The following is an 18,808-nucleotide window of genomic DNA, read 5'->3' on the forward strand; positions in this document are numbered from 1 at the left end:
ATACTTGCTCGTAAACGTTACGACGTCGCTTGCTCGATCGCCTGGTCGAGATCGGGGATGATATCTTCGACGTCTTCCAGTCCGACCGAGATCCGGACCAGATCCGGTGTCGTCCCGCTGGCTAGCTGTTCTTCCTCGGTCAGCTGCTGGTGCGTCGTACTCGCGGGGTGGATGATGAGCGTCTTCGCGTCGCCGACGTTCGCGAGCAGGCTGGCGAGCTCCGTCGACTCGACGAGCGTTCGCCCCGCTTCTTTCCCGTCTTCCAGACCGAACGTGATCATTCCGCCATAGCCACCGTCGAGGTACTCGGTGGCCTCCTCGTGGGTCTCGTGGTGTTCGAGGCCCGGATAGTTCACCCACGCGACCTCGTCGTGGTCGTCGAGGTACTCCGCGACGGCCATGGCGTTGTCACAGTGACGCTGGACTCGGAGTGGGAGCGTCTCCAGTTTCTGCAGGGTAACCCATGCGTCGAAGGGAGCCTGCTGGTTACCGAGGTCCCGGAGCGCTCGCGCGCGAGCCGTGTACGCGAACGCCGCATCGCCGAACGTTTCCTTGAAGTTCATCCCGTGGTAGGCCGGGTTTTCCGCAGCGATCTCGGGGTAGCTCTCCGCATCCCAGTCGAACGTTCCGGCGTCGATCAGGATCCCGCCGATCGTCGAGCCGGAGCCGTGAATCCACTTGGTCGTCGATTCCCAGATGAGATCCGCACCGTGTTCGATCGGGTTACAGAGATAGGGTGTCGCGAAGGTGTTATCGACGAACAGCGGCGCGCCGTTGTCGTGAGCGATTTCTGCGATCCGTTCGATGTCGGGTGTGACGAGCGCGGGATTGCCGATCGTCTCCAGGTGGACGTAGGCGGTGTCCTCGTCGATCGCCTCCTCGTAGGCGTCGTAATCGAGCGTATCGACGAAGCGCGCTTCGACGTTTCGGCGCGGTGCGGTATGGGTGAAGTAGGTGTAGGTCCCGCCGTACAGGGACGAGGAGGTCACAATATTATCTCCCGCCGATGCGAGCGTGAACGTCGCCAGATCGAGCGCGGCCATTCCACTGGAGGTCGCAATTGCGGCGATTCCGCCTTCCAGCTCGGCGAGCCGACCTTCGAGCATTCCGTTGGTCGGGTTCATAATCCGGCTGTAGATGTTGCCGGGCTCTTCGAGCGCGAACAGCGACGCGGCGTGTTCGGCATCGTCGAAGACGTAGGATGTCGTCTGATAGATCGGCGGCGCTCTTGCGCCCGTCGACTCGTCCGGTTCCTGTCCCGCGTGTACGCTGTCAGTAAAGAAGCCGTAGTCGTTGTCGGACATGCGTCAATCCGTTGTCTCCCACGGGATATAAAAGCACGCGGCGGCCCCAAAGAGCCGGAACGGAACCGTGGTCATCTCATTTGGTCGAGTGACCCATCGGCGTAGTCGTCGAAAAGTTGGTCTGTAGCGAGTACGCCAGTACTACGAATCCGGCTGCAGTAGCGAGACTCTGTAGCGCAACGGCGTCCAGTAGCGCCAGTAATCCGAGCTGGTGGCCGCCGATGCTGACCAGTGTCCCGACTGTAGCCATTCCGAATCCGACAGAAAGCGCTTTGAGCCGTTTCGAGCCAGTTCTCGTGAACGCGCGATAGGCAAATACGGTAATTGCACCGCCGAAAACGAAGATTACGGTATATGCACCGACGATAATGGCAGAGATTCTATCCATCGGAGATCACCCTGGCGGTGATTCCAATATACTCCCACCACCGTTTTGCGAACGATGCATGAGGGGTCGTGGTTGTATGAGTCATGACATTGCTACTCTGGCTGAAAGATAGACGACTGACAGTATTAATCGATAGTGATATTCCCAGAACCTGAGAACAGGTCTGCTAGGAGTGCCGGGCCGTACTGCGTGCAGGCTCCGCCGCGGGCTGGTCGCCCAGTTCCGAGACGAATTCTTTGATGATCTTCCCCTCAGCACGGTGTAGCGTCTCGCTGCACGTCGATTTGGCGATGCCAACAACCTCGGCGAGCTCCGTCATCGAACACTCGCGCGGCGTGTCGTAGTAGCCCCGTGACACTGCCTCCTGTATCAGCTCCTGTTGCCGGTTGGTGAGTAACTGTTCCCTGTCGACGCGTGGCTTGACGTATTCGACCTCAAATTCCAGTCCGAACGCGTCGAGCCGGTCGCTGAGCATCGAGAGACGGTCCGGCGACGCCGTCACCTCGATGGTCGCAACGCCGTCCTGGATATCGATCGGCAGCTCGATCGGGACGCCCGATTCCCGGGCCGAAAACAGGAGCAACGGTCTCGTCGTCTCGAACTGAACGAGCACCTGGCTTTCCGAGCCTTGCAACAGTTCGACCGATGTCAGCGCATCGTGGTTGCTCATCTGGTCGAGTACATCATCAAGGGTCGTTCCGGAGACGCGAACGAGGCCGAACCCTCTCCCGTCGCCTGGCATCGCTGCGAGAACACGAAAGTGGGCATCAGGGACGGCCGACGAGACGTCCTTGATCCACGTCCCGTCCGGCAGGGTGATGGTCAGTTTCGTCTGTGTCATACCCGCTAGTTGTGGTTTGGTCACTGTAGGAGCTATGGTGTATCAGTGGAGTGTTTTAAATGTCGAACTGGTTCGTGAGTTATTACCGACCGGGACGACCCCGGGTAAGTCCTCGATCGATCGGGGTCTCACTCCGAGAACAGATCGTCGACGAGCTTCGACTGGGCGACGCGGAGTCGCTGTGACAGCGCAGATATCGAGAGATCTAGCTCGGCCGCCACCGTCGCGAGATCGACGCTCCGCTCCGTGTCGTGACTTCTCCACGACTAAAGTCGTGGGCTTTCCCCTTCATTTCGTGTAACGAGTGTCGGGGTCGAAAGCGTCTGAGGGCCGCCAAAGCGGTGGCGTAGCCAGCACCAAGTAACCATTACCAGTTTCATTCCACAAATTTGGGAACGAAGAACAATTATATATCCGTCTTCGAGCTACACCTATTCGATGCCGTATACAGCCCCACACGCGCCGCGACGAGCACGCCGTCGCGACGTGCTCGCCACAACTGGCGCACTCTTTACTTCGACGTCGGTGGTAGGCTGTCTCGGTCGCGGTTCGGAGCGGGTACAGGTGCTCTCTGCGGGCAGTCTTGCCCGGACGTTCGAGGATCACGTCGGACCGGCGTTCAGCGAAGAGACGGGGGTCGACGTTCAGGGAGAGTACTACGGCGCAAACGCGGTGATGCGGATGGTCGAGGACCGGACGAAACATCCTGACGTAATCGTGAGTGCCGACGCGAGGCTGTTACGCGATCGACTCTACGGAGAGGTCACCGACTGGGACATCGAGTTCGCGTCCAACAGTGTCGGGATCGGCTACAACGCGGAGACGATGTTCGGCAAGCGACTCGAAAACGGGGAGCCATGGTACAGGGCGGCGCTCGATACCGACGAGGGTGATCTCTCGATCGGCGATCCGAACCTCGATCCCCTCGGCTACCGGGCCGTGCAGGCGTTCGAACTGGCGGAGCGCGAGCACGATGTCGAGGGCTTTCGAGACCGGCTGCTCGACCTGACCTACCGGGAGCCGGACGAGCCCCAGATGATGGCCGGTGTCGAAAGCGGATCACGGGCGGGCGCAGTCGTCTATCGGAACATGGCCGTCGACCACGACATGCCGTTTCAGGAGTTTCCTCCGGCGTACAACTTCGCAGACCCGGAGCGTGCCGACCACTACGCAACAGTCGAGTTCACGACCGACGAGGAGGGGTACACGGCCGAGGGGCGTCCGATCCTCTACAACGCGACGGTCCACGACGAGGCTGATGCCCCCGAGGCCGGACACGACCTCGTCGAATTCCTCGTCAACAATCCCGACCTGCTGAAGCATGCCGGGCTAACCGTCGGTGATTCGCTCCCACGACCGGCCGGAGCAGTCCCGGAGGTGCTGGAGCTATGACCCTCACGGACGGCGTCGGTTCCCGCTGGGACGATCGCTTCCCGGGACTGCTCGTCCCCGGATTGCTCGGCGGTCTGCTCGTCGCTTACTTCGCGCTTCCGTTTGTCGCCTTCCTCATGCGAACCGGCTCCGTCGACGTGCTTGCCGGACTCTCGACGCCCGAGGCGCAAACGGCGATCCGAAACTCACTGCTCACCGCCCCCGTTGCCACCCTGATCGCCACGGTGTTCGGCGTCCCGCTCGCGTACGTCCTCGCGCGACGATCGTTCCCCGGAAAGCGCCTCGTCGAGGCCCTCGTGATACTCCCGCTGGTCGTTCCACCGGTCGTCGGTGGGGCGATGCTCCTGACTGCAGTCGGACGGTTTACACCGATCGGTGCCGCCGCTACGGCGGCCGGTGTGCCCCTGACTGATAGCCTCATCGGCGTCGTTCTGGCCCAGACGTTCGTCGCCGCTCCCTTCGTCGTTATCACCGCTCGATCGGGCTTTGCTGCCGTCGATGAGCGTCTCGAACAGTCCTCACGCTCGCTCGGCCACAGCCCGCTGGCTACGTTCTGGAACGTCTCTCTGCCGCTGGCTCGCGGGGCGATCATCGCCGGTATCGTCCTCACTTTTGCGCGCGCGATTGGCGAGTTCGGGGCGACGATGATGGTCGCGTACAACCCGCGGACGATGCCGACACGGATCTGGGTCGAGTTTATCGCCGGCGGTATCGATGCCATCCTTCCGCTTGCCCTCGCGCTCTTTGCGATCACGCTCGTCGTTCTCGCGGCGGTCCAGCACGTGGGGCGTGTTCCCACGGTGATCGATAGATGACACTTGCTATTGACGGACTCTCGAAGCGCTACGGCGACGAACACGCGCTCGAGGACGTCTCGCTCTCGGTCGAGTCGGGTGAACTGGTCGCCCTGCTCGGACCAAGCGGCTGTGGCAAGACCACACTCGTTCAGGCGGTTGCTGGGCACCTCAGTCCGACCACGGGGACCGTCACGCTGCGCGACACGGACGTCACCGACCGTCCACCGGAGCGTCGGCGCGTCGGCGTCGTCTTTCAGCAGTCGACACTGTTCCCGCACATGACCGTCGCGGAGAACGTCGCATACGGACTGAAAGGACACGGAATTGCATCCGACCGGCGTGACGAGCGCGTCAGAGAATACCTCGATCTGGTTGGTCTCGACGGTCGGGACGGAGCGTATCCCAGCGAGTTGAGCGGTGGTCAGCAGCGACGCGTTGAACTCGCTCGGGCACTCGCTCCACAGCCGGACGTCCTGCTACTCGACGAGCCGCTGTCCGCGCTGGATCGATCCCTTCGAACGCGGCTCCGTGACGAGATCGGTCGCATCCAGCGCGAAACCGGCGTGACGACGCTGTTCGTCACACACGATCAGGAGGAAGCAATGGCGCTTGCCGATCGGCTCGTTGTGATGAACGATGGACAGGTTGCAGGCGTCGGGCAGCCGCGTGAACTGTACGAATCGCCGTCGACTGAGTTCGTTGCCGAGTTCCTCGGCCGGACGAACATCCTCGAGGGAGCGATCTGTGGGGCCGATCCGGCCACGCTCTCCGTTGCCGGACGCCCAGGCCGGGTTCGCCAACCTGTCCCGTCAGACGCCGACCGGGCGGTAACTATCCACGCTCGCCCGCGTCACCTCGCACTCAGCGGACGGGATGACGCCCGAAGGACGGATGCATCCTCGATGGAGCAAAATAGCGTCCTCTCGTTTCCGGTCACCGTTAGCCGGGTTATCGACCGCGGAACGAGATACGATCTCGTCTGTCGCACGGACGAGGACGTCGAGTTCGTCGTCGAACGGCGGTCGGATCCACCGAGCGTTGGCGAGCCGCGGTGGCTCTCGATTTCGGTGGACGATCTACTCCTGTTCGACGCGGAGACGGGTAAGCGGATTCCGACGGGAGCGGTCGAATCGATACGAGGATTCGCCACTCAGTCGGAGGGAGCTGGTGGTGACGCCGAGGAAGACGCTCTCTCCTCCGACGTCAGATAACACTGCGGATCCGGCGCGAACGGGTCATCGTGAATCGCCAGCGCCCGCAGTCGTGATCCGCCGCGACAGATCTCCTGATACTGACAGTCCGCACAACGTCCCTTCAGGTGGTCGGTTCGCTCGCGCAGTCGGGAGAGGAGGGGGTTCGACTCGTCCTCCCAGATCGCGCCGAACGACCGGTCACGGACGTTGCCGAGGCTGTAGCCCTGCCAGAACTGCGTGAGGTGAACGTTCCCCTGATAGTCGACGTCGGCGACGCGCTCGCCAGCCGGATCGCCGCCGTTGCGCCGCAAGTATCGGTAGATCCGCTCGGCCTGGGCCTCCCCCAGCTCCTCGCGGGCGTACTCGACGAGGAACCCAGCATCGGCGTAGTTGCCGACGAGCAGCGTTTCGATCTCCTCGCCGCGCTCGTGATACTCGCGAGTCATATCACAGAGCCGTCGAACCGCCTCACGACGCTTCTCGGGCGTGAGATCGACGTCGCTGATCTCCGCGCCACGCCCGCCGTAGTCGAGATGATAGAAACAAAAGCGGTCGACACCCTCGTCGCTGAGCAGATCAACGACCCCTTCCAGATCCGGCGCGTTCATCTCGGTGATCGTGTACCGCAATCCGGTCTTCAGGCCGACGTCCTGACAGGCATGGATCCCGTTGAGCGCTGCCTCGAACGCGCCCTCCTGCCCCCGGAACCGGTCGTTGCGCTCCGGGAGGCCGTCGACGGAAACACCGGCGTATTTGAGGCCAGCATCACGCAACTCCCGGGCGCGCTCGCGGTTGAGCAGCGTCCCGTTCGTCGAGAGGACCGGTCGGATCCCCTGATCGTCCGCATAGGAGACGAGTTCGGTCAGATCCTCGCGTACCATCGGCTCCCCGCCGGAAAACAGGACGACCGGTGCGCCATACTCCGCGAGGTCGTCGAGCAGGTCCTTACCTTCCTCGGTCGTCAGCTCGCCGGCGGCGGCGGCCGACTCCGCCCCAGCATAACAGTGTGAGCAGTACAGGTTGCACTGTTTGGTCGTGTTCCAGACGACGACCGGACGTCGCTGTTTCTCCTCTGTGATCTGGGGTTTGTCGGATTCCTCTGCGGCGTCGTACCGGAGCCCGTCACCTTCGGCGTCCAGCTCACAGAGGAGTTTGCTAATCGAGATCATCTCAGAACTCGTGGGTCCGCGACTCGGTCCCGTCTTCGGGCGTCGCGTCGTCGCCCTTCGGCCCGAGTGAGTGCGTCGAGAAGCGGTGCATCTCCTCGGCTGGGCAGATCCAGACATCACTTGCAAACCACCCGAACAGTTTGCTTGCGTGCTCGTGAGCGGCCTCCGCTGTCGCGGCACTGACGCTCCCGACGTGACTCATTTTGGCGTTCTCGTCGTCCCGGAGAAACACTTCCCACTCCGCCAGGTCGTCGCCGCGCGACTCGTCACCGACCCGCGCCCGTGACGCTTTCTCTACCTGTGTGGATCCCTCGCTCATACCGTCCGGTCAGTGGTTCTTGTAAAAACCCCACGCGCCAATTTTCAGATACTGGGAATCGGCATCGTACTACATCGTTTCTCCGGCAGTAGGACCGCCAACTTCAGGTCAAATATCCTATCCATGCACGTCGATACCGACCAACGACCGCTCGTACTGATATGGGAGCTGACACAGGCCTGTGATCTGGCCTGCGATCACTGCAGAGCCGATGCCGTCCCGGATCGTCACCCCGATGAACTGACGACCGCTGAGGCGAAGGCGATGCTCGACGACGCCCGCGAGTTCGGTGAGGGACAGCTTGTTGTCTTCTCGGGTGGTGACCCGCTCAAGCGTGAGGATCTGACCGAACTCGTCGAGTACGGCACCGAGATCGGTCTGAACGTCACGCTGACACCGAGCGGGACGGCCTCGCTGACGAAAGAGCGGATCGAGGCGCTGGCCGATGCTGGCCTCCGCCGGATGGCGCTGAGTATCGACGGTCCGTCGCCCGAAGCACACGACTCGTTCCGCGGCGAGGCGGGCAGTTACGCGGACACGATCGCTGCTGCCCGAATGGCGGCTGAGGCCGGAATCCCGTTGCAGGTCAACTCCACCGTCTGTCAGCGGACGGTCGAGCATCTCCCAGTACTTCGCGAGGTCGTCCGCGATCTCGGTGCAGTCCTCTGGAGCGTTTTCTTTCTCGTTCCCATCGGGCGGGGTACGGCGCTCTCGCCGATCAGTCCGGAGCGTTCGGAGTCCGTGATGGAGTGGCTGCAGACGGTCGCGGACGAGGAGCCCTACGGGGTCAAAACGACCGAAGCACCCCACTACCGACGCGTCGGTATTCAGCGGCGCGAGGACGAAGGGACTGACGCGACAGGGAGCCGGAGTCGCTCGATGGGTATCACTGCGGGCGATGGGTTCGCATTCGTTAGTCATACCGGCGAACTGTATCCCTCGGGCTTCCTCCCGAAGTCCGCAGGAAACGTCCGCGAACACTCCGTGGTCGATCTCTATCGGACTGCTGATCTCTTCGAACGGCTCCGCGATTCGGACGCGCTAACCGGCAAATGTGGGGCGTGTCCGTACCGAGCGGTCTGTGGCGGGAGTCGCTCGCGAGCGTTTGCAACGACTGGCGACCCTCTCGGCAGCGATCCGCTATGTCCGTACGTACCGGAGGGGTACGACGGTCCGCTACCGGCGGACGGGTAGCAACGCTATCGGGGATCGGAAAGAGAGGTGACCGCTCCGGAGAGCCCAGCTCCGGACCGGCGTGGAAGGGAGAACGGACGTGGCGGATCGGCAGTCGAGCACTCGTCGTATTGCATGCTGGCTGTCTGCCAGCAGTTCATAATTGTCGTTGTAATCCCCTAAGCCCTACACCGGCGAACAACGGCTCTATAATACCCCTCCCGGAATCGAACCCGATAAACGTCCACGGCCGAACTCCTCTCTCATGCGCGTCGAGCAACTCGGAGAGGGAACCCCCACTGTCGCCGTCGTGGCGGGAATCCACGGCGACGAACCCGGCGGTGTCTCCGCAGTCGAGCGGCTCATCGAAGCGTCGCCTCCGGTCGAACGCCCCGTCCTGTTGATCGTCGTCAACGAGCGAGCCCTCGAAGCGAGCGTTCGATACGTCGATACGGACCTCAATCGGGCGTTTCCCGGCGACCCCACGCAGGACGCCCACGAATCGAGACTTGCCCACGACCTCGCGGAACGGCTGGAGGGCTGTACCGTCCTCTCGCTGCACTCCACCCAATCACACCCCGAACCGTTCATGGTCGTCGATCAGGTCGATCCGCTGGTCGAACGGCTCGCCGCCAGGCTGCCGGTCGAGTCAGTCGTAGATACCAGTGATTTTATTCAGGGACGGCTGTTCGCTGCCGTCCGGACAATCGAAGTCGAATGCGGGTTACAGGGAAGCGATGCAGCAGCGGCTGCAGCACTCCGGCTCACGCTCGCCTATCTGCGTGCGATGGACGTCCTCGCTCCGGACGTCGCCACAGAACTCGCCGAGGAGTTCGGCGTCGGTCCGCTCGACGATCCCGATCGCACCGAGACGCCGGTGTATCGCCTCGCAGAACAAATTCCAAAAATTCCGGACGAGGACTACAAGGTACTGGTCGACAACTTCGAACACGTCCGGGAAGGGGAGCGATTCGCTACAGGCCCCACGGGCGATGTGATCGCCAGTGAGTCGTTTTACCCTGTGTTGCTCTCCGCGGACGGCTACGAGTCGATGCTCGGCTACGCGGCTCAGCGACAGCGAATAGTCTCTTCGCCGATCAGGGAGTAATCCGGGACGTCCGACTCAATCGTCGGCATCAGGGGCGGCGGCCCGCGGCACCGTCACGTCGGCCAGCGCTGCCTCGGTTTCCTCGCGCCGATCCTCGAACTGTCCCGGAAGGACGAGTCGCTCGCCCAGCGCGTCGAGCGGTTCGTCACTGTCGTAGCCCGGACCGCTGGTGGCAAGCTCGAAGAGGACGCCGTTCGATTCGCGGAAGTACACCGATCGGAACCAGTGGCGATCGATCTGTTGAGTCGGTCGGAGCCCCTCGGATTGTACCGCCTTGCGCATCGCCATCTGGTCCTCGTCGGTCGGCGTCTGGAACGCGACGTGATGGACGGTACCGTGACCCTGTCGACCGGCCTCTATCGTGGGCAAGACGTCAACGTACTTGCCGACCGGACCGCTCGCGGCGAACCGGGTGCGCTCGTCACCTGGTGCGTCGCCCTGAGCCTGTTCGGTGCCGACTTCTTCGAGACCCATCGTCCGGAGCAGTGACTCGGTCGTCATCGGGTCTGCCAGCCACAGCGTCACCGAGTGAAATCCCCTGATAGCAGCGTCTTCGGGGACAAACTCGGTCCACGGGACCGTCGGGTCGTCGTCAGGGATTGGGACTTCGACGAGCTCGACGGGGAGTCCGTCCGGGTCGTGGAACGGCAGGACGGTTTCGCCAAATCGTTCGATCCGTTCGTCATAGTCCACACCGTACTCGTCAAATCGGTCTTCCCAGTAGTCGAGGCTCCCTTCGGGGACACGAAACGCAGTTCGGGAGACTTGCCCGGAGCCAACGCGCCCCTGTGTGAGGTTCTCCCACGGGAAAAACGTCATACTCGTTCCGGGCGTCCCCTCCGCGTCGGCGAAAAAGAAGTGATACGTCTCGGGGTCGTCCTGATTGATCGAGCGTTTTACCAGTCGCAGGCCGAGCGTCTCGACCCAGAAATCAAGGTTCCGCTGTGGGTCGCCTGCGACGCAGGTGACGTGATGGATGCCGGGTGTTGGAGTCGTCATCGTCACCTCCTACGGGGTGGGAGAACTTGAGTTCCCGCTGACGTGAGTGTTACCGGGCCGGGTCCAGACAGCTCGTTACTCCTCGGCCGCGAACTCGACGAGCGTCAGGTCCCGATCGAGTTCGCAGTGGTCGTGGGGTGGCTCCCCGATGACAGTCTCGATCCGCCGTTCCTCCCCGAACTCCACGCCGTCCGGCTCACAGTAGATGTGGCTCGGACACTCGGTGTGTGGACAGGGGCCTTCAAGTGCTACTTTCGATCCCGCGTAGGCGTTGCGCGTGGAGACGTTTGCAGGGACAGACGTCGGTTCGACTTCAACAGCCTGCACGCCAGCATCGTGGACTGCACAGTCGAGAACTTGCGCGTTCTCTCGTACGTCCGTCACCCGATACTTGACACCAGGCGAGAGCCCGAGACACTGACTCCGGTAGGGACAACCGGCACAGCCACTCGCCTCCCCCTCGAAGACGAACTCCTGGCCCTCCGAGGCGAGCCGCGTTCCGATCAGCGTGACCTTGCTCATGCCCCACTGTAGCGTGGGAAGGTGGTTAAGCGTCCCGCACTGATACGGCTGTCACGCTTCAGTTAGCTCGTCCAGTTTCTCGAAGTATTCCGGCCGGGGGACCTGATAGAGGCCTCGATAGTCGATGTCTCCTGTGGCAAAGTCCTCTGCCAGTTCGATCGCATACTCCACTGCGGCGTCCCTGTCGTCGAACTGCTCCGCTCCACCGTCGACATCCGGCTCCAGATAGAGGACGACTGTCCACTGCTCTCCCGACTCTATTGGGTCGTGTCCTGCGGGCCGTCGTGATGGACGCCCACGGGTAAGATAGATCGCGGGGAGACATTCGGCCGGGAATCGGTCGGCGTCGAAGACGTCCGGGCGATACGCGAGGACGCTCCGGCCTTCGGGCTCGTCGTTCCAGACGACCCAGCCCTCATGTAACTGTTCGTAGCTCATGGTCACGACTACGGTATCGGCTGTCAAAAGCCGTCCTACTTCCAGACGGTGGACTCGTGACTACGGCTGTTTCGGGGACTGCTTCTCTTGAAAATATAGTCGATATGGAAGAAGTTAAATAAGTGTCCTGCACACAGACGACTGTATGCCAGAACGCAGACACGTAGCAGAACTGAATACACAGCACAGCCTGAACAGCGGTGGTCAATAATGTACGTGGAACCACAGCTACTCACGACCGACAGCGGGTTCCCCAGACAGTTCATTGATGCACTTCAGGGCGCGTTTCTCGAATCAATCGGTATCCTCTCCGAAGTGTTTGTTGCGGTCGTCATTCTGGCGATTGGCTGGTTCATCGCCGGGAAGGTCGGCGATGTCGTTGAGCGAGTATCACTCCGTGCGGAGTTCGACTCGACGGTCTCGGAGACGCCACTTGGCGTGCTCTTTGGCAACCGCAACGGAGCGGCGGCTGCCGCCCTCGGCACCATCGTGAAGTACTATATTTTCCTGGTCGCGGTGTTCGCCGCACTGGATCACATCGGCTTTACCGTTCTCACCCAGTGGATCGAGGGGGCAGTCTCCTACGTTCCGGCATTCCTCGGCGGGCTGCTCGTCCTTATCGTCGGGTTCTACATCTCCGACTTCGCAGTCGATTCGGTTCGCGAGTCGACCACAGCACAGAAAAGCGGCTTCCCCGATATCTTCGCTGACGTGACGAAGGCGCTGCTTTACTTCGTCGTGGTAATCATCGGCCTCGATACGATGGGCGTCAGCGTCGGTATTCTCTACACCTTTGGCGAGACGTTTGTGCTCGCGCTCGGTCTGGCGTTCGCACTTGCTGTCGGTATCGCCTTCGGCTGGGGTGGCAAGGAGTACGTCGCCCAGAACGTCGGCGACTGGCACGAGGACAAAAGCGAGAACTGAGTCCGCGACGAACCTACGTTTCCGCCCACTCGACCATGCGAGCGTAGCGTTCGTCGGTCCGCAACGCCGCCGCGTCGCCGATCAGGACGAGTGACCGCTTTGCGCGTGTCAGCGCGACATTGATCCGCCGGTAGTCCTCGAAGATCGGACCATCGAGGCTCCCGCTCGCGACGAAGGAGACGAGCACGACGTCCTTGCTCGATCCCTGAAACCGATCAACCGTATCGACTGCAACTTCATCGTGAGTGCGGCGCTCGATTTCCGCGACCTGTGCCCGGAAGGGCGCAATCACGGCAATCCGATCGGGATTGACACCCGCCGCGAGGAACGCTTTGACAACCCCACCAACCCGCTCTGCCTCGTCTGCATCCGTGTGGTGTCCATCGTCGCCGGGAACGTCGAACAGCGTTACCCGCTCCTGAAGTGGCTCCGGGAGCTGGTCGGCCTCGACATCGGCGAGATCACTGATCGTTCGTCCGGCGATCTCCCCGGTCGCGGGCCGCAACTGACCGTCGTAAAACTCGCGGGACGCAAATGCCTGGATTCGCTGGGCCATCCGGTACTGGCGCGTGAGCAGCACTGACGCCTCGGGGTGTTCCTCGTGCATCCGCTCGAACAGCGACGTCGAGAGCCCGTTCTCGCTCCGCACGACCGGCGGTAGCTGGTGGTGGTCTCCCACCAGCACGAACCGATCAGCCCGGTTGATCGCTGCGAGCGTGTTGGGTTCGGTTAGCTGGGACGCCTCGTCGACCAGTGCGACGTCGAACTCCTGCTCGCGGAGCTCCCGCGAGCCACAGGTCGCCGTGGTCGCCGCCACGACCTGGGCGTCTTCTAGCTCCGCGGCACGCTCTTCCGGGTCGCCACGGGATTCCAGACGGAGGTCCTGCATGTCCTCGCGGACACCGCTTTTCGTGCCGACCCGAACTGCGTCCTCGTAGCCCTGCTCCCGCAGCGCTTCGAGGGCGTTGTCAACCGCCCGATTAGTAAAGGCCGACAGCAATACGCGCTCGCCGCGGTCCACCATTGCCCGGATCGCGCGTGCGATGGTGTAGGTCTTGCCGGTCCCCGGTGGGCCGTGGATCAGCGATAGATCCTCCGCAGTGACCGCCTTCTCGACGGCCTCGTTCTGGGCCGCGTTGTTGTCTATGAACGTCTCGTCGGTCGTCCCGAACGCCGGGTCCGTACGCCCGAACAGGACGTCCGTTCGCCGCTGGCTGCCCTTGAGCACCGTGTCGTGGAGCGCCGTCAGCATGCGGTCGACACCGAGTTCCGACGGGTAGACGTCGAGGCGAGTGAACGAGACCGGCTCGTCGGCCGTGACGACGACCTGGTCCGGTTCGAGCCGTTCGATCCGGGCCAGTTCGGAGTGGCCCTCGATCGGATCGCCGTCGCTCGCCAACACGACATCGCCTTCCCGGAGCTTCGAGACTGCGGAACCGGTGCGCCGGGCGTGAAGCTCCCACCGTCCGCCCGGTAGTTCGCGCCGCTCGGTCGGTTCGAGGCCGATCAACGCCCGGTCGTCGTCGGCCCGCTCTTCGGGAGTCTGCTCCCAGAGTTTGGCGTACTCCCGGTGCGTCTCACGTCGTTCTTCCTCCAGCCACTCGTAGAACCGCTCGAAGTACTCGCGTTCTTCCTCCGGCACTGCGCGGCCGATCTGTCCGGCCTTCGATTCCTGATTCAGCCGTCCGGAGACGACCATACAGGTATCCTGCTCGAAACAGGACTCACAGTTCGCGTCTGCCTCGTAGCCGGTCGGGACGCTCATTCCGTGTTCCATGGCCGCGAGCCGGTTGCGCTCGCGGACGACGTAATCACACAGCCCCTTCCCGATCGAGAACTCCTTGGCCGGGGAGAGGTCACCGGTCGCCTCACCACGGTCAAGGGTCGTGTTCTTCGTGTACAGAAGGGTTCCGGTATCCGCCGGGACGCCCTTCTCGCGGAGCAACAGGGCATAGGCGGCCGCCTGAATTTTGTCCTGAAACCGTGGATCGCGTCGCGTGTTCTTGCCGGTCTTCAGCTCGACCGGCATCCCACGCCGGATCGCGTCAGCCCGCCCCTTGATACCAAACCGGCGGCTGATCAGCAACTGCTCGCTGCGCCACTGGTCCTCGTCGGTGAGCGTCCCCTGACTGAGCCAGCCGTCGATTGCCGCCGCGTTCCCGCGGACGTCCTCCCGGACGCCCTCGACGTCACGTCCCAGCAGGCCGAGTTCGAGCCCGACCTCTTCGACCCGGTCGTCGATGGCGTCGTCGAGATCCCGACCACGCAGCAGGTCGCCGAACACCTCGTGGACGATGGTCCCCTTTACGACCGGGTAGTTCAGCGGGATCGCCGAGATCTTGTTCAGATAGTACATCCGCGGGCACTGCACCCACGAGCGGATGTCAGTCACGTTCACGAGGAAGGTCGGCTCAACGATGACGTGCGAGTCGCCGGTCGTCGCATAGCCCTCCTCGCCGTCGTAGTCGTTCCGCTCGGCCTCTGTGACGACGATTTCCATGCCCGACTCGACGTACTCGCCCGTCTCGGCCCACTTGCCCCACAGCGTGACCGTCACTGGGTCGCTGTCCTCGTCGCGCCGGACCGACAGCTCCGCAAGCTCGCTCTCGCCGTGTTGTGTCGTGATCGTTCGTGGCTCCTCGACGTCGACGATCACGCCGTCCAGATTCACGCTATCCAGTCCGGCGTCATCGGTCAAAAGGGCTCGGGTCTGGTGCTGGTGATCCCGGTTCGGTATTAGGGAAAAGTAAGACTATTATGTAAACAGGCGATATCTCCGGGTACAGTCCCGTGGTGGTGAGCAATCCCGAGTGGGTTGTGAGGTTCACGGGGCGAGTAAAGCGAAGTCCCGTGGTGTAGTGGCCAATCATATGGGCCTTTGGACGTGTTCGGTTACGGCCGTCACGGAAGACAGCCTATGACGGCGGTTCGAATCCGCCCGGGACTATATCCATTTTGGTGTGAATCCTCTTTTCCGAGGATTTTATTACCGGTAGTTTCTAGTGGTGAAGTCGGTCTCGAAGTATCTGTGGCGCGCGCGACCGATTCCCATCTCTGGACAGTGACGTGTGCCTGTGACGCGTCAATACCATCGACCACTCACACCGGGGGGTGTGTCGATGTCGAACAAATCGACGGCGGGGTGTGGACTCAGTGAATGTGACGTGTGTGGTTTCATTTCGATGAAGGGGTCTCAAGCCCCCGCGATTATTGTCGGTCGGGTTATACCATCAGGTAATGGATTCGAGAGAAATGCAAGCAGTTATCGATGGGTTCCAGTGGGAGCTGCACAATCTGTTCCTTCTAGCGTCAGAACCGGGCCAAACGCCAGTGCACCCGGAAAGGCCAATTGATCGGGACGGAGTCCCAACCGTGCGGTGCGCGACCGACGACCATGTTGAGTCTCTTCTTGCAGAGTTCTGATTCTCACTTCTAAACGATCCTGAGGGTTATTGTCGATGCGACTGTATGCTCGAGCAATGACTGTACCCGTAGACTCTGAGAAGTATGATGATATGCTTCGCAAATATAGGGATGAAGAGATCACGGAAGCAGAAGCCAGTGAGTTCTTTGGGGAGAATTTAGAGGAGGCTACCGGGACGGTTGTGGCGATGCGCCACATCGATAGTGCCGATGATGCACTCGATGAGCTATTTGAGATGGATTTTGACGACGACGATGACGGAGAGCCCCTCGCGCAAGTATTGTCCATCGCGCGGTCTCTGAGGTCTAACGAAGAAAACGGGTATTCACCCGAAGAGTTAGCCGAGTTTCTCGAGCAGTATGATGAGATGCGTCTCACGTCGCAGCAGTTCGCCGTAGCGGAAAATATCAGCGATGCCAATACTGCTCCGAATGAAGTTGATGCAACGTCTACTGATGACCTCTCTGTTCCTGACGACGATCTCCTCGATTAAACAGAAGTCCGGATGTCAACACGCGTGCTCTGTGACCGCACACGCTGAACCAGGCCAGACCCAGCCGCAAAGGCATGGGCGCGACCTGCATCCTCGACTTGAGTTTTGTTTCGATGGGTGTTCAGTGTGTTGCATACTCCTTCGGTAGTTACTCATCCTCTTTGCAACTATAGCCACTATAATGAGTCAAATATACTATCACGTTGATCGCAAGAACAAACTTTCTCAGGGGGATGTGATGGAATACGTAACATCCTTGGATGGTATTGATGTATTAGAGGAAGAGTATCCTAAAGGATTCACTCGGCACGGATGGTTGTATTTTACAAAACATCCTCATGACTTCGCTGTTGTCGAATGGTTTCTTGAATTCATTCGTTTAAAAGGGTGTCATAGAACAGTTGGCATACCCGGCCTGCAAATTGATAGATACAGGGTACACACATACCGCAATGGGTGACAACCTATCTGGAATCCATCAGAACCTCGGTGAAACATACAGAGGTTGCATGCAGCAGTGCGGTCCCACTTTGGAGGCACAGGTTGAGGGAGCTACAATACATACAGAAGAGTCTTGCATGGGCGGTTGCAATTATCTGCATGAGTAGTTGTCGTCGTCATCACAATATTGTCGATCTTATCGATGGGCGACGATACTGTCTGACGTGCGAGGCAGTCGTTTCAGAGTAGCGTCTACAGGCTGGTGATTCTCGAATCGCTGCGTTCCCGCGTTGTATTCAGACCGACCTGCATCAGTCTATACAAAGTCCGGAAAGAATCCTGTGCTGGATATAGCAGATTAGAGGATCTCTGCAACATTTGAGTACTGGTGATTTTGTACCCAACACTGAGGCACAGTTTTTCACAAAGAAGGTCCGTTGGCTACAGTTATTAATTAGTGGCCATGAACTGAATCGCTCCTCTACACCGGAGTAATCACATCAGGTTCATCTGATCGGGACTCAATCGTATTTCCACATTCGGGGCATTCGTAGTCGAGATGGGTAGAGTGGACGTGGAGTATCCAGTCCCCATTAATTCGACTTTCGTGTGTACACTTCGGACAATAGAGCGTTGCCTTGTGGGGCAGCTGGCGCTCAGGGTGGTCATTGGAGGGAACCATTCCCGAACCTACTATCCGAGTATGGATAAGGGCGTTGTTCGTTACTTCAGTCTGTCACTTCTACAAAACCGAGTTCACGATCTACGGGGACAGCGCAGACTCTGTTATTTGATACCTATTATCTCTGAACTTTCGTCGCGCTACGTCCGAGGTTCTTTGAACCAATTCACAACAAAGGGGGATACGATCTGACCTCGACAGGTGTGTATGCCTCTGTCCAGTCGATACTTCTAATTACCCTACACAGTGGGTTCATTCAGTATCTCTTCAATATACTGTGTATGATCGTTGTAAAATAGAGATGCCTGAGAATACCGACTTAAACTGGCAAATTAGCTTTTACGTGTTGGTGTGTTGTCTCGTAACATGAAACGACAGGAGTTGATCCACATCCACGCGCTGTTGTTTGAGGTGGGGGAGTATCTGGAAGGGGACGAATCGCTACCGGATGATGTCTTTGCCGACTACAACACACAACCGACTCGCCCGCAGGATATCCACCGAGGCAAAGACGCACACAAAACCGCAGTCAAACACTTATTATCTCACTGTAGCCAGTTGGTTGACGAATCTCACCAGCAGACCCAGACCAGCACTACCGAGATGCCCCGCTCATAATCTCATGCCGATGAATGAACGCAGTGATCACGGAAGCCATCTGGATATGGTACAACTTGGAGAGTACGATGGGGAAGACATCTACGTGTTTTATCCCGAAGATGCGACCGCCGAGGATCTCAAAACGATGTGGATTCGGTCTCCGGAGAGTGGAACCACATCGTTAACAGATCAGCAGTGACTGGGGAATTATCGGCTTGCTCGGTCAGCAGTCGTAACGAACCGTTTCACATCTGAGTCAGACAACTCATGGACAATCAAAGGCGATCTGTTCGGTTACGTCCTGCTGGAAGCCGACATAGTTAGTAAGTCCACGGTCATCCACTTGAATCGGCGCAATCAAGAGTTAAATCTACGGCCTTGTTGAAAGCCTAAGCAACGGATAAGAATCGCTTGCTGAATATGGAGCCTACGTGTATTTTGAGCCTCTGCTCTTGGATTGGGTGATCGAACAAGCTTGCATATTTAGCGGTGTGACTCGATTTCTATCACAGGGTTTCCATGCTGGTCGGCGTCGATGGTGACCGTGAGCGTGTCATAGAAACGTTCTCAATGAAGGAAGCAGGGTGTTGGAACTGTGTCT

General features: G+C 60.1%; 19 protein-coding genes, 1 tRNA gene and 1 pseudogene. 10 read left to right on the forward strand and 11 right to left on the reverse strand.

The window, feature by feature from the left end:
- Positions 1-17: 17 nt before the first annotated feature.
- The 4 genes and pseudogenes from AArcSt11_RS15570 to AArcSt11_RS15585 form a co-directional block, all read right to left on the reverse strand.
- Positions 18-1,304 carry an O-acetylhomoserine aminocarboxypropyltransferase/cysteine synthase family protein gene (locus tag AArcSt11_RS15570; RefSeq protein WP_250598446.1) on the reverse strand — a complete coding sequence of 429 codons (1,287 nt, stop codon included), beginning with the start codon at positions 1,302-1,304 and terminating at the stop codon, positions 18-20.
- A 76-nt stretch (positions 1,305-1,380) separates the two neighbouring features.
- On the reverse strand, positions 1,381-1,692 hold the full coding sequence (locus tag AArcSt11_RS15575; RefSeq protein WP_250598447.1) for a DUF7521 family protein: 312 nt from the start codon (positions 1,690-1,692) through the stop codon (positions 1,381-1,383).
- 166 nt (positions 1,693-1,858) lie between these two features.
- Positions 1,859-2,533 carry a helix-turn-helix domain-containing protein gene (locus AArcSt11_RS15580; RefSeq protein WP_250598449.1) on the reverse strand — a complete coding sequence of 225 codons (675 nt, stop codon included), beginning with the start codon at positions 2,531-2,533 and terminating at the stop codon, positions 1,859-1,861.
- Positions 2,534-2,661: 128 nt separating this feature from the next.
- A pseudogene (locus AArcSt11_RS15585) lies at positions 2,662-2,772 on the reverse strand (helix-turn-helix domain-containing protein); the annotation flags it as partial.
- Between the two features lie 199 nt (positions 2,773-2,971).
- On the opposite strand from AArcSt11_RS15585, the gene AArcSt11_RS15590 reads away from it, so the two are divergent.
- The 3 genes from AArcSt11_RS15590 to AArcSt11_RS15600 are packed head-to-tail and all read left to right on the forward strand — an operon-like array spanning position 2,972 to position 5,933.
- Entirely contained in the window at positions 2,972-3,925 is a 954-nt protein-coding gene (locus AArcSt11_RS15590; RefSeq protein ID WP_250598453.1) for an extracellular solute-binding protein, read from the forward strand.
- Complete coding sequence (locus tag AArcSt11_RS15595) at positions 3,922-4,740, forward strand: ABC transporter permease (protein WP_250598455.1); 819 nt, start codon at positions 3,922-3,924, stop codon at positions 4,738-4,740. The genes AArcSt11_RS15590 and AArcSt11_RS15595 overlap by 4 nt, the downstream gene beginning before the upstream one ends.
- Entirely contained in the window at positions 4,737-5,933 is a 1,197-nt protein-coding gene (locus AArcSt11_RS15600) for an ABC transporter ATP-binding protein (protein ID WP_250598457.1), read from the forward strand. The genes AArcSt11_RS15595 and AArcSt11_RS15600 overlap by 4 nt, the downstream gene beginning before the upstream one ends.
- On the opposite strand, the gene AArcSt11_RS15605 is transcribed toward AArcSt11_RS15600, so the two are convergent.
- Both AArcSt11_RS15605 and AArcSt11_RS15610 read right to left on the reverse strand, forming a co-directional pair.
- On the reverse strand, positions 5,873-7,084 hold the full coding sequence (locus tag AArcSt11_RS15605) for a TIGR04347 family pseudo-SAM/SPASM protein (RefSeq protein ID WP_250598459.1): 1,212 nt from the start codon (positions 7,082-7,084) through the stop codon (positions 5,873-5,875). The two genes, AArcSt11_RS15600 and AArcSt11_RS15605, sit on opposite strands and share 61 nt — an antisense overlap.
- A 1-nt stretch (position 7,085) precedes the next feature.
- Positions 7,086-7,403: an Htur_1727 family rSAM-partnered candidate RiPP gene (locus AArcSt11_RS15610; RefSeq protein WP_250598460.1), complete on the reverse strand. Its 318-nt coding sequence runs from the start codon at positions 7,401-7,403 to the stop codon at positions 7,086-7,088.
- 123 nt (positions 7,404-7,526) lie between these two features.
- On the opposite strand from AArcSt11_RS15610, the gene AArcSt11_RS15615 reads away from it, so the two are divergent.
- Complete coding sequence (locus tag AArcSt11_RS15615; RefSeq protein WP_250598461.1) at positions 7,527-8,597, forward strand: radical SAM protein; 1,071 nt, start codon at positions 7,527-7,529, stop codon at positions 8,595-8,597.
- A gap of 244 nt (positions 8,598-8,841) precedes the next feature.
- Positions 8,842-9,684, forward strand: a complete 843-nt coding sequence (locus AArcSt11_RS15620) for a M14 family metallopeptidase (protein WP_250598462.1) — start codon at positions 8,842-8,844, stop codon at positions 9,682-9,684.
- A 15-nt stretch (positions 9,685-9,699) separates the two neighbouring features.
- Here the strand turns inward: AArcSt11_RS15620 and AArcSt11_RS15625 are convergent, their stop codons facing one another.
- From AArcSt11_RS15625 to AArcSt11_RS15635, 3 genes are all read right to left on the reverse strand, one after another.
- A complete protein-coding gene (locus AArcSt11_RS15625) occupies positions 9,700-10,689 on the reverse strand; it encodes a ring-cleaving dioxygenase (protein ID WP_250598463.1) in 990 nt (329 codons plus the stop codon).
- Between the two features lie 69 nt (positions 10,690-10,758).
- Positions 10,759-11,205, reverse strand: a complete 447-nt coding sequence (locus AArcSt11_RS15630; protein ID WP_250598464.1) for a UPF0179 family protein — start codon at positions 11,203-11,205, stop codon at positions 10,759-10,761.
- Between the two features lie 51 nt (positions 11,206-11,256).
- Positions 11,257-11,643: a DUF5820 family protein gene (locus AArcSt11_RS15635; protein ID WP_250598465.1), complete on the reverse strand. Its 387-nt coding sequence runs from the start codon at positions 11,641-11,643 to the stop codon at positions 11,257-11,259.
- A 210-nt stretch (positions 11,644-11,853) separates the two neighbouring features.
- On the opposite strand from AArcSt11_RS15635, the gene AArcSt11_RS15640 reads away from it, so the two are divergent.
- Complete coding sequence (locus AArcSt11_RS15640; RefSeq protein WP_250598466.1) at positions 11,854-12,567, forward strand: mechanosensitive ion channel family protein; 714 nt, start codon at positions 11,854-11,856, stop codon at positions 12,565-12,567.
- Between the two features lie 13 nt (positions 12,568-12,580).
- Here the strand turns inward: AArcSt11_RS15640 and AArcSt11_RS15645 are convergent, their stop codons facing one another.
- Positions 12,581-15,238 (reverse strand): AAA domain-containing protein, encoded by a 2,658-nt coding sequence (locus AArcSt11_RS15645; protein WP_250598467.1) that lies wholly within the window; start codon positions 15,236-15,238, stop codon positions 12,581-12,583.
- 173 nt (positions 15,239-15,411) lie between these two features.
- Here AArcSt11_RS15645 and AArcSt11_RS15650 point away from each other — a divergent pair.
- Both AArcSt11_RS15650 and AArcSt11_RS15655 read left to right on the forward strand, forming a co-directional pair.
- Positions 15,412-15,514 (forward strand) — tRNA-Gln (locus AArcSt11_RS15650).
- 532 nt (positions 15,515-16,046) lie between these two features.
- The gene (locus tag AArcSt11_RS15655; protein ID WP_250598468.1) at positions 16,047-16,484 is read left to right on the forward strand and encodes a hypothetical protein; all 438 of its coding nucleotides are present in this window, start codon (positions 16,047-16,049) and stop codon (positions 16,482-16,484) included.
- A 922-nt stretch (positions 16,485-17,406) separates the two neighbouring features.
- Here the strand turns inward: AArcSt11_RS15655 and AArcSt11_RS17260 are convergent.
- Positions 17,407-17,607, reverse strand: a complete 201-nt coding sequence (locus AArcSt11_RS17260; RefSeq protein ID WP_491896766.1) for a DUF8106 domain-containing protein — start codon at positions 17,605-17,607, stop codon at positions 17,407-17,409.
- A 366-nt stretch (positions 17,608-17,973) separates the two neighbouring features.
- Between AArcSt11_RS17260 and AArcSt11_RS15660 the strand changes: the two genes are divergently transcribed.
- Together AArcSt11_RS15660 and AArcSt11_RS17000 are read left to right on the forward strand one after the other, a co-directional pair.
- Positions 17,974-18,225 carry a UPF0058 family protein gene (locus AArcSt11_RS15660; protein WP_250598469.1) on the forward strand — a complete coding sequence of 84 codons (252 nt, stop codon included), beginning with the start codon at positions 17,974-17,976 and terminating at the stop codon, positions 18,223-18,225.
- 46 nt (positions 18,226-18,271) lie between these two features.
- On the forward strand, positions 18,272-18,406 hold the full coding sequence (locus tag AArcSt11_RS17000; protein ID WP_259371261.1) for a hypothetical protein: 135 nt from the start codon (positions 18,272-18,274) through the stop codon (positions 18,404-18,406).
- The last annotated feature ends 402 nt before the right edge of the window (positions 18,407-18,808 follow it).

This window comes from Natranaeroarchaeum aerophilus (assembly GCF_023638055.1).
Classification (GTDB): Archaea; Halobacteriota; Halobacteria; order Halobacteriales; family Natronoarchaeaceae; genus Natranaeroarchaeum; species Natranaeroarchaeum aerophilum.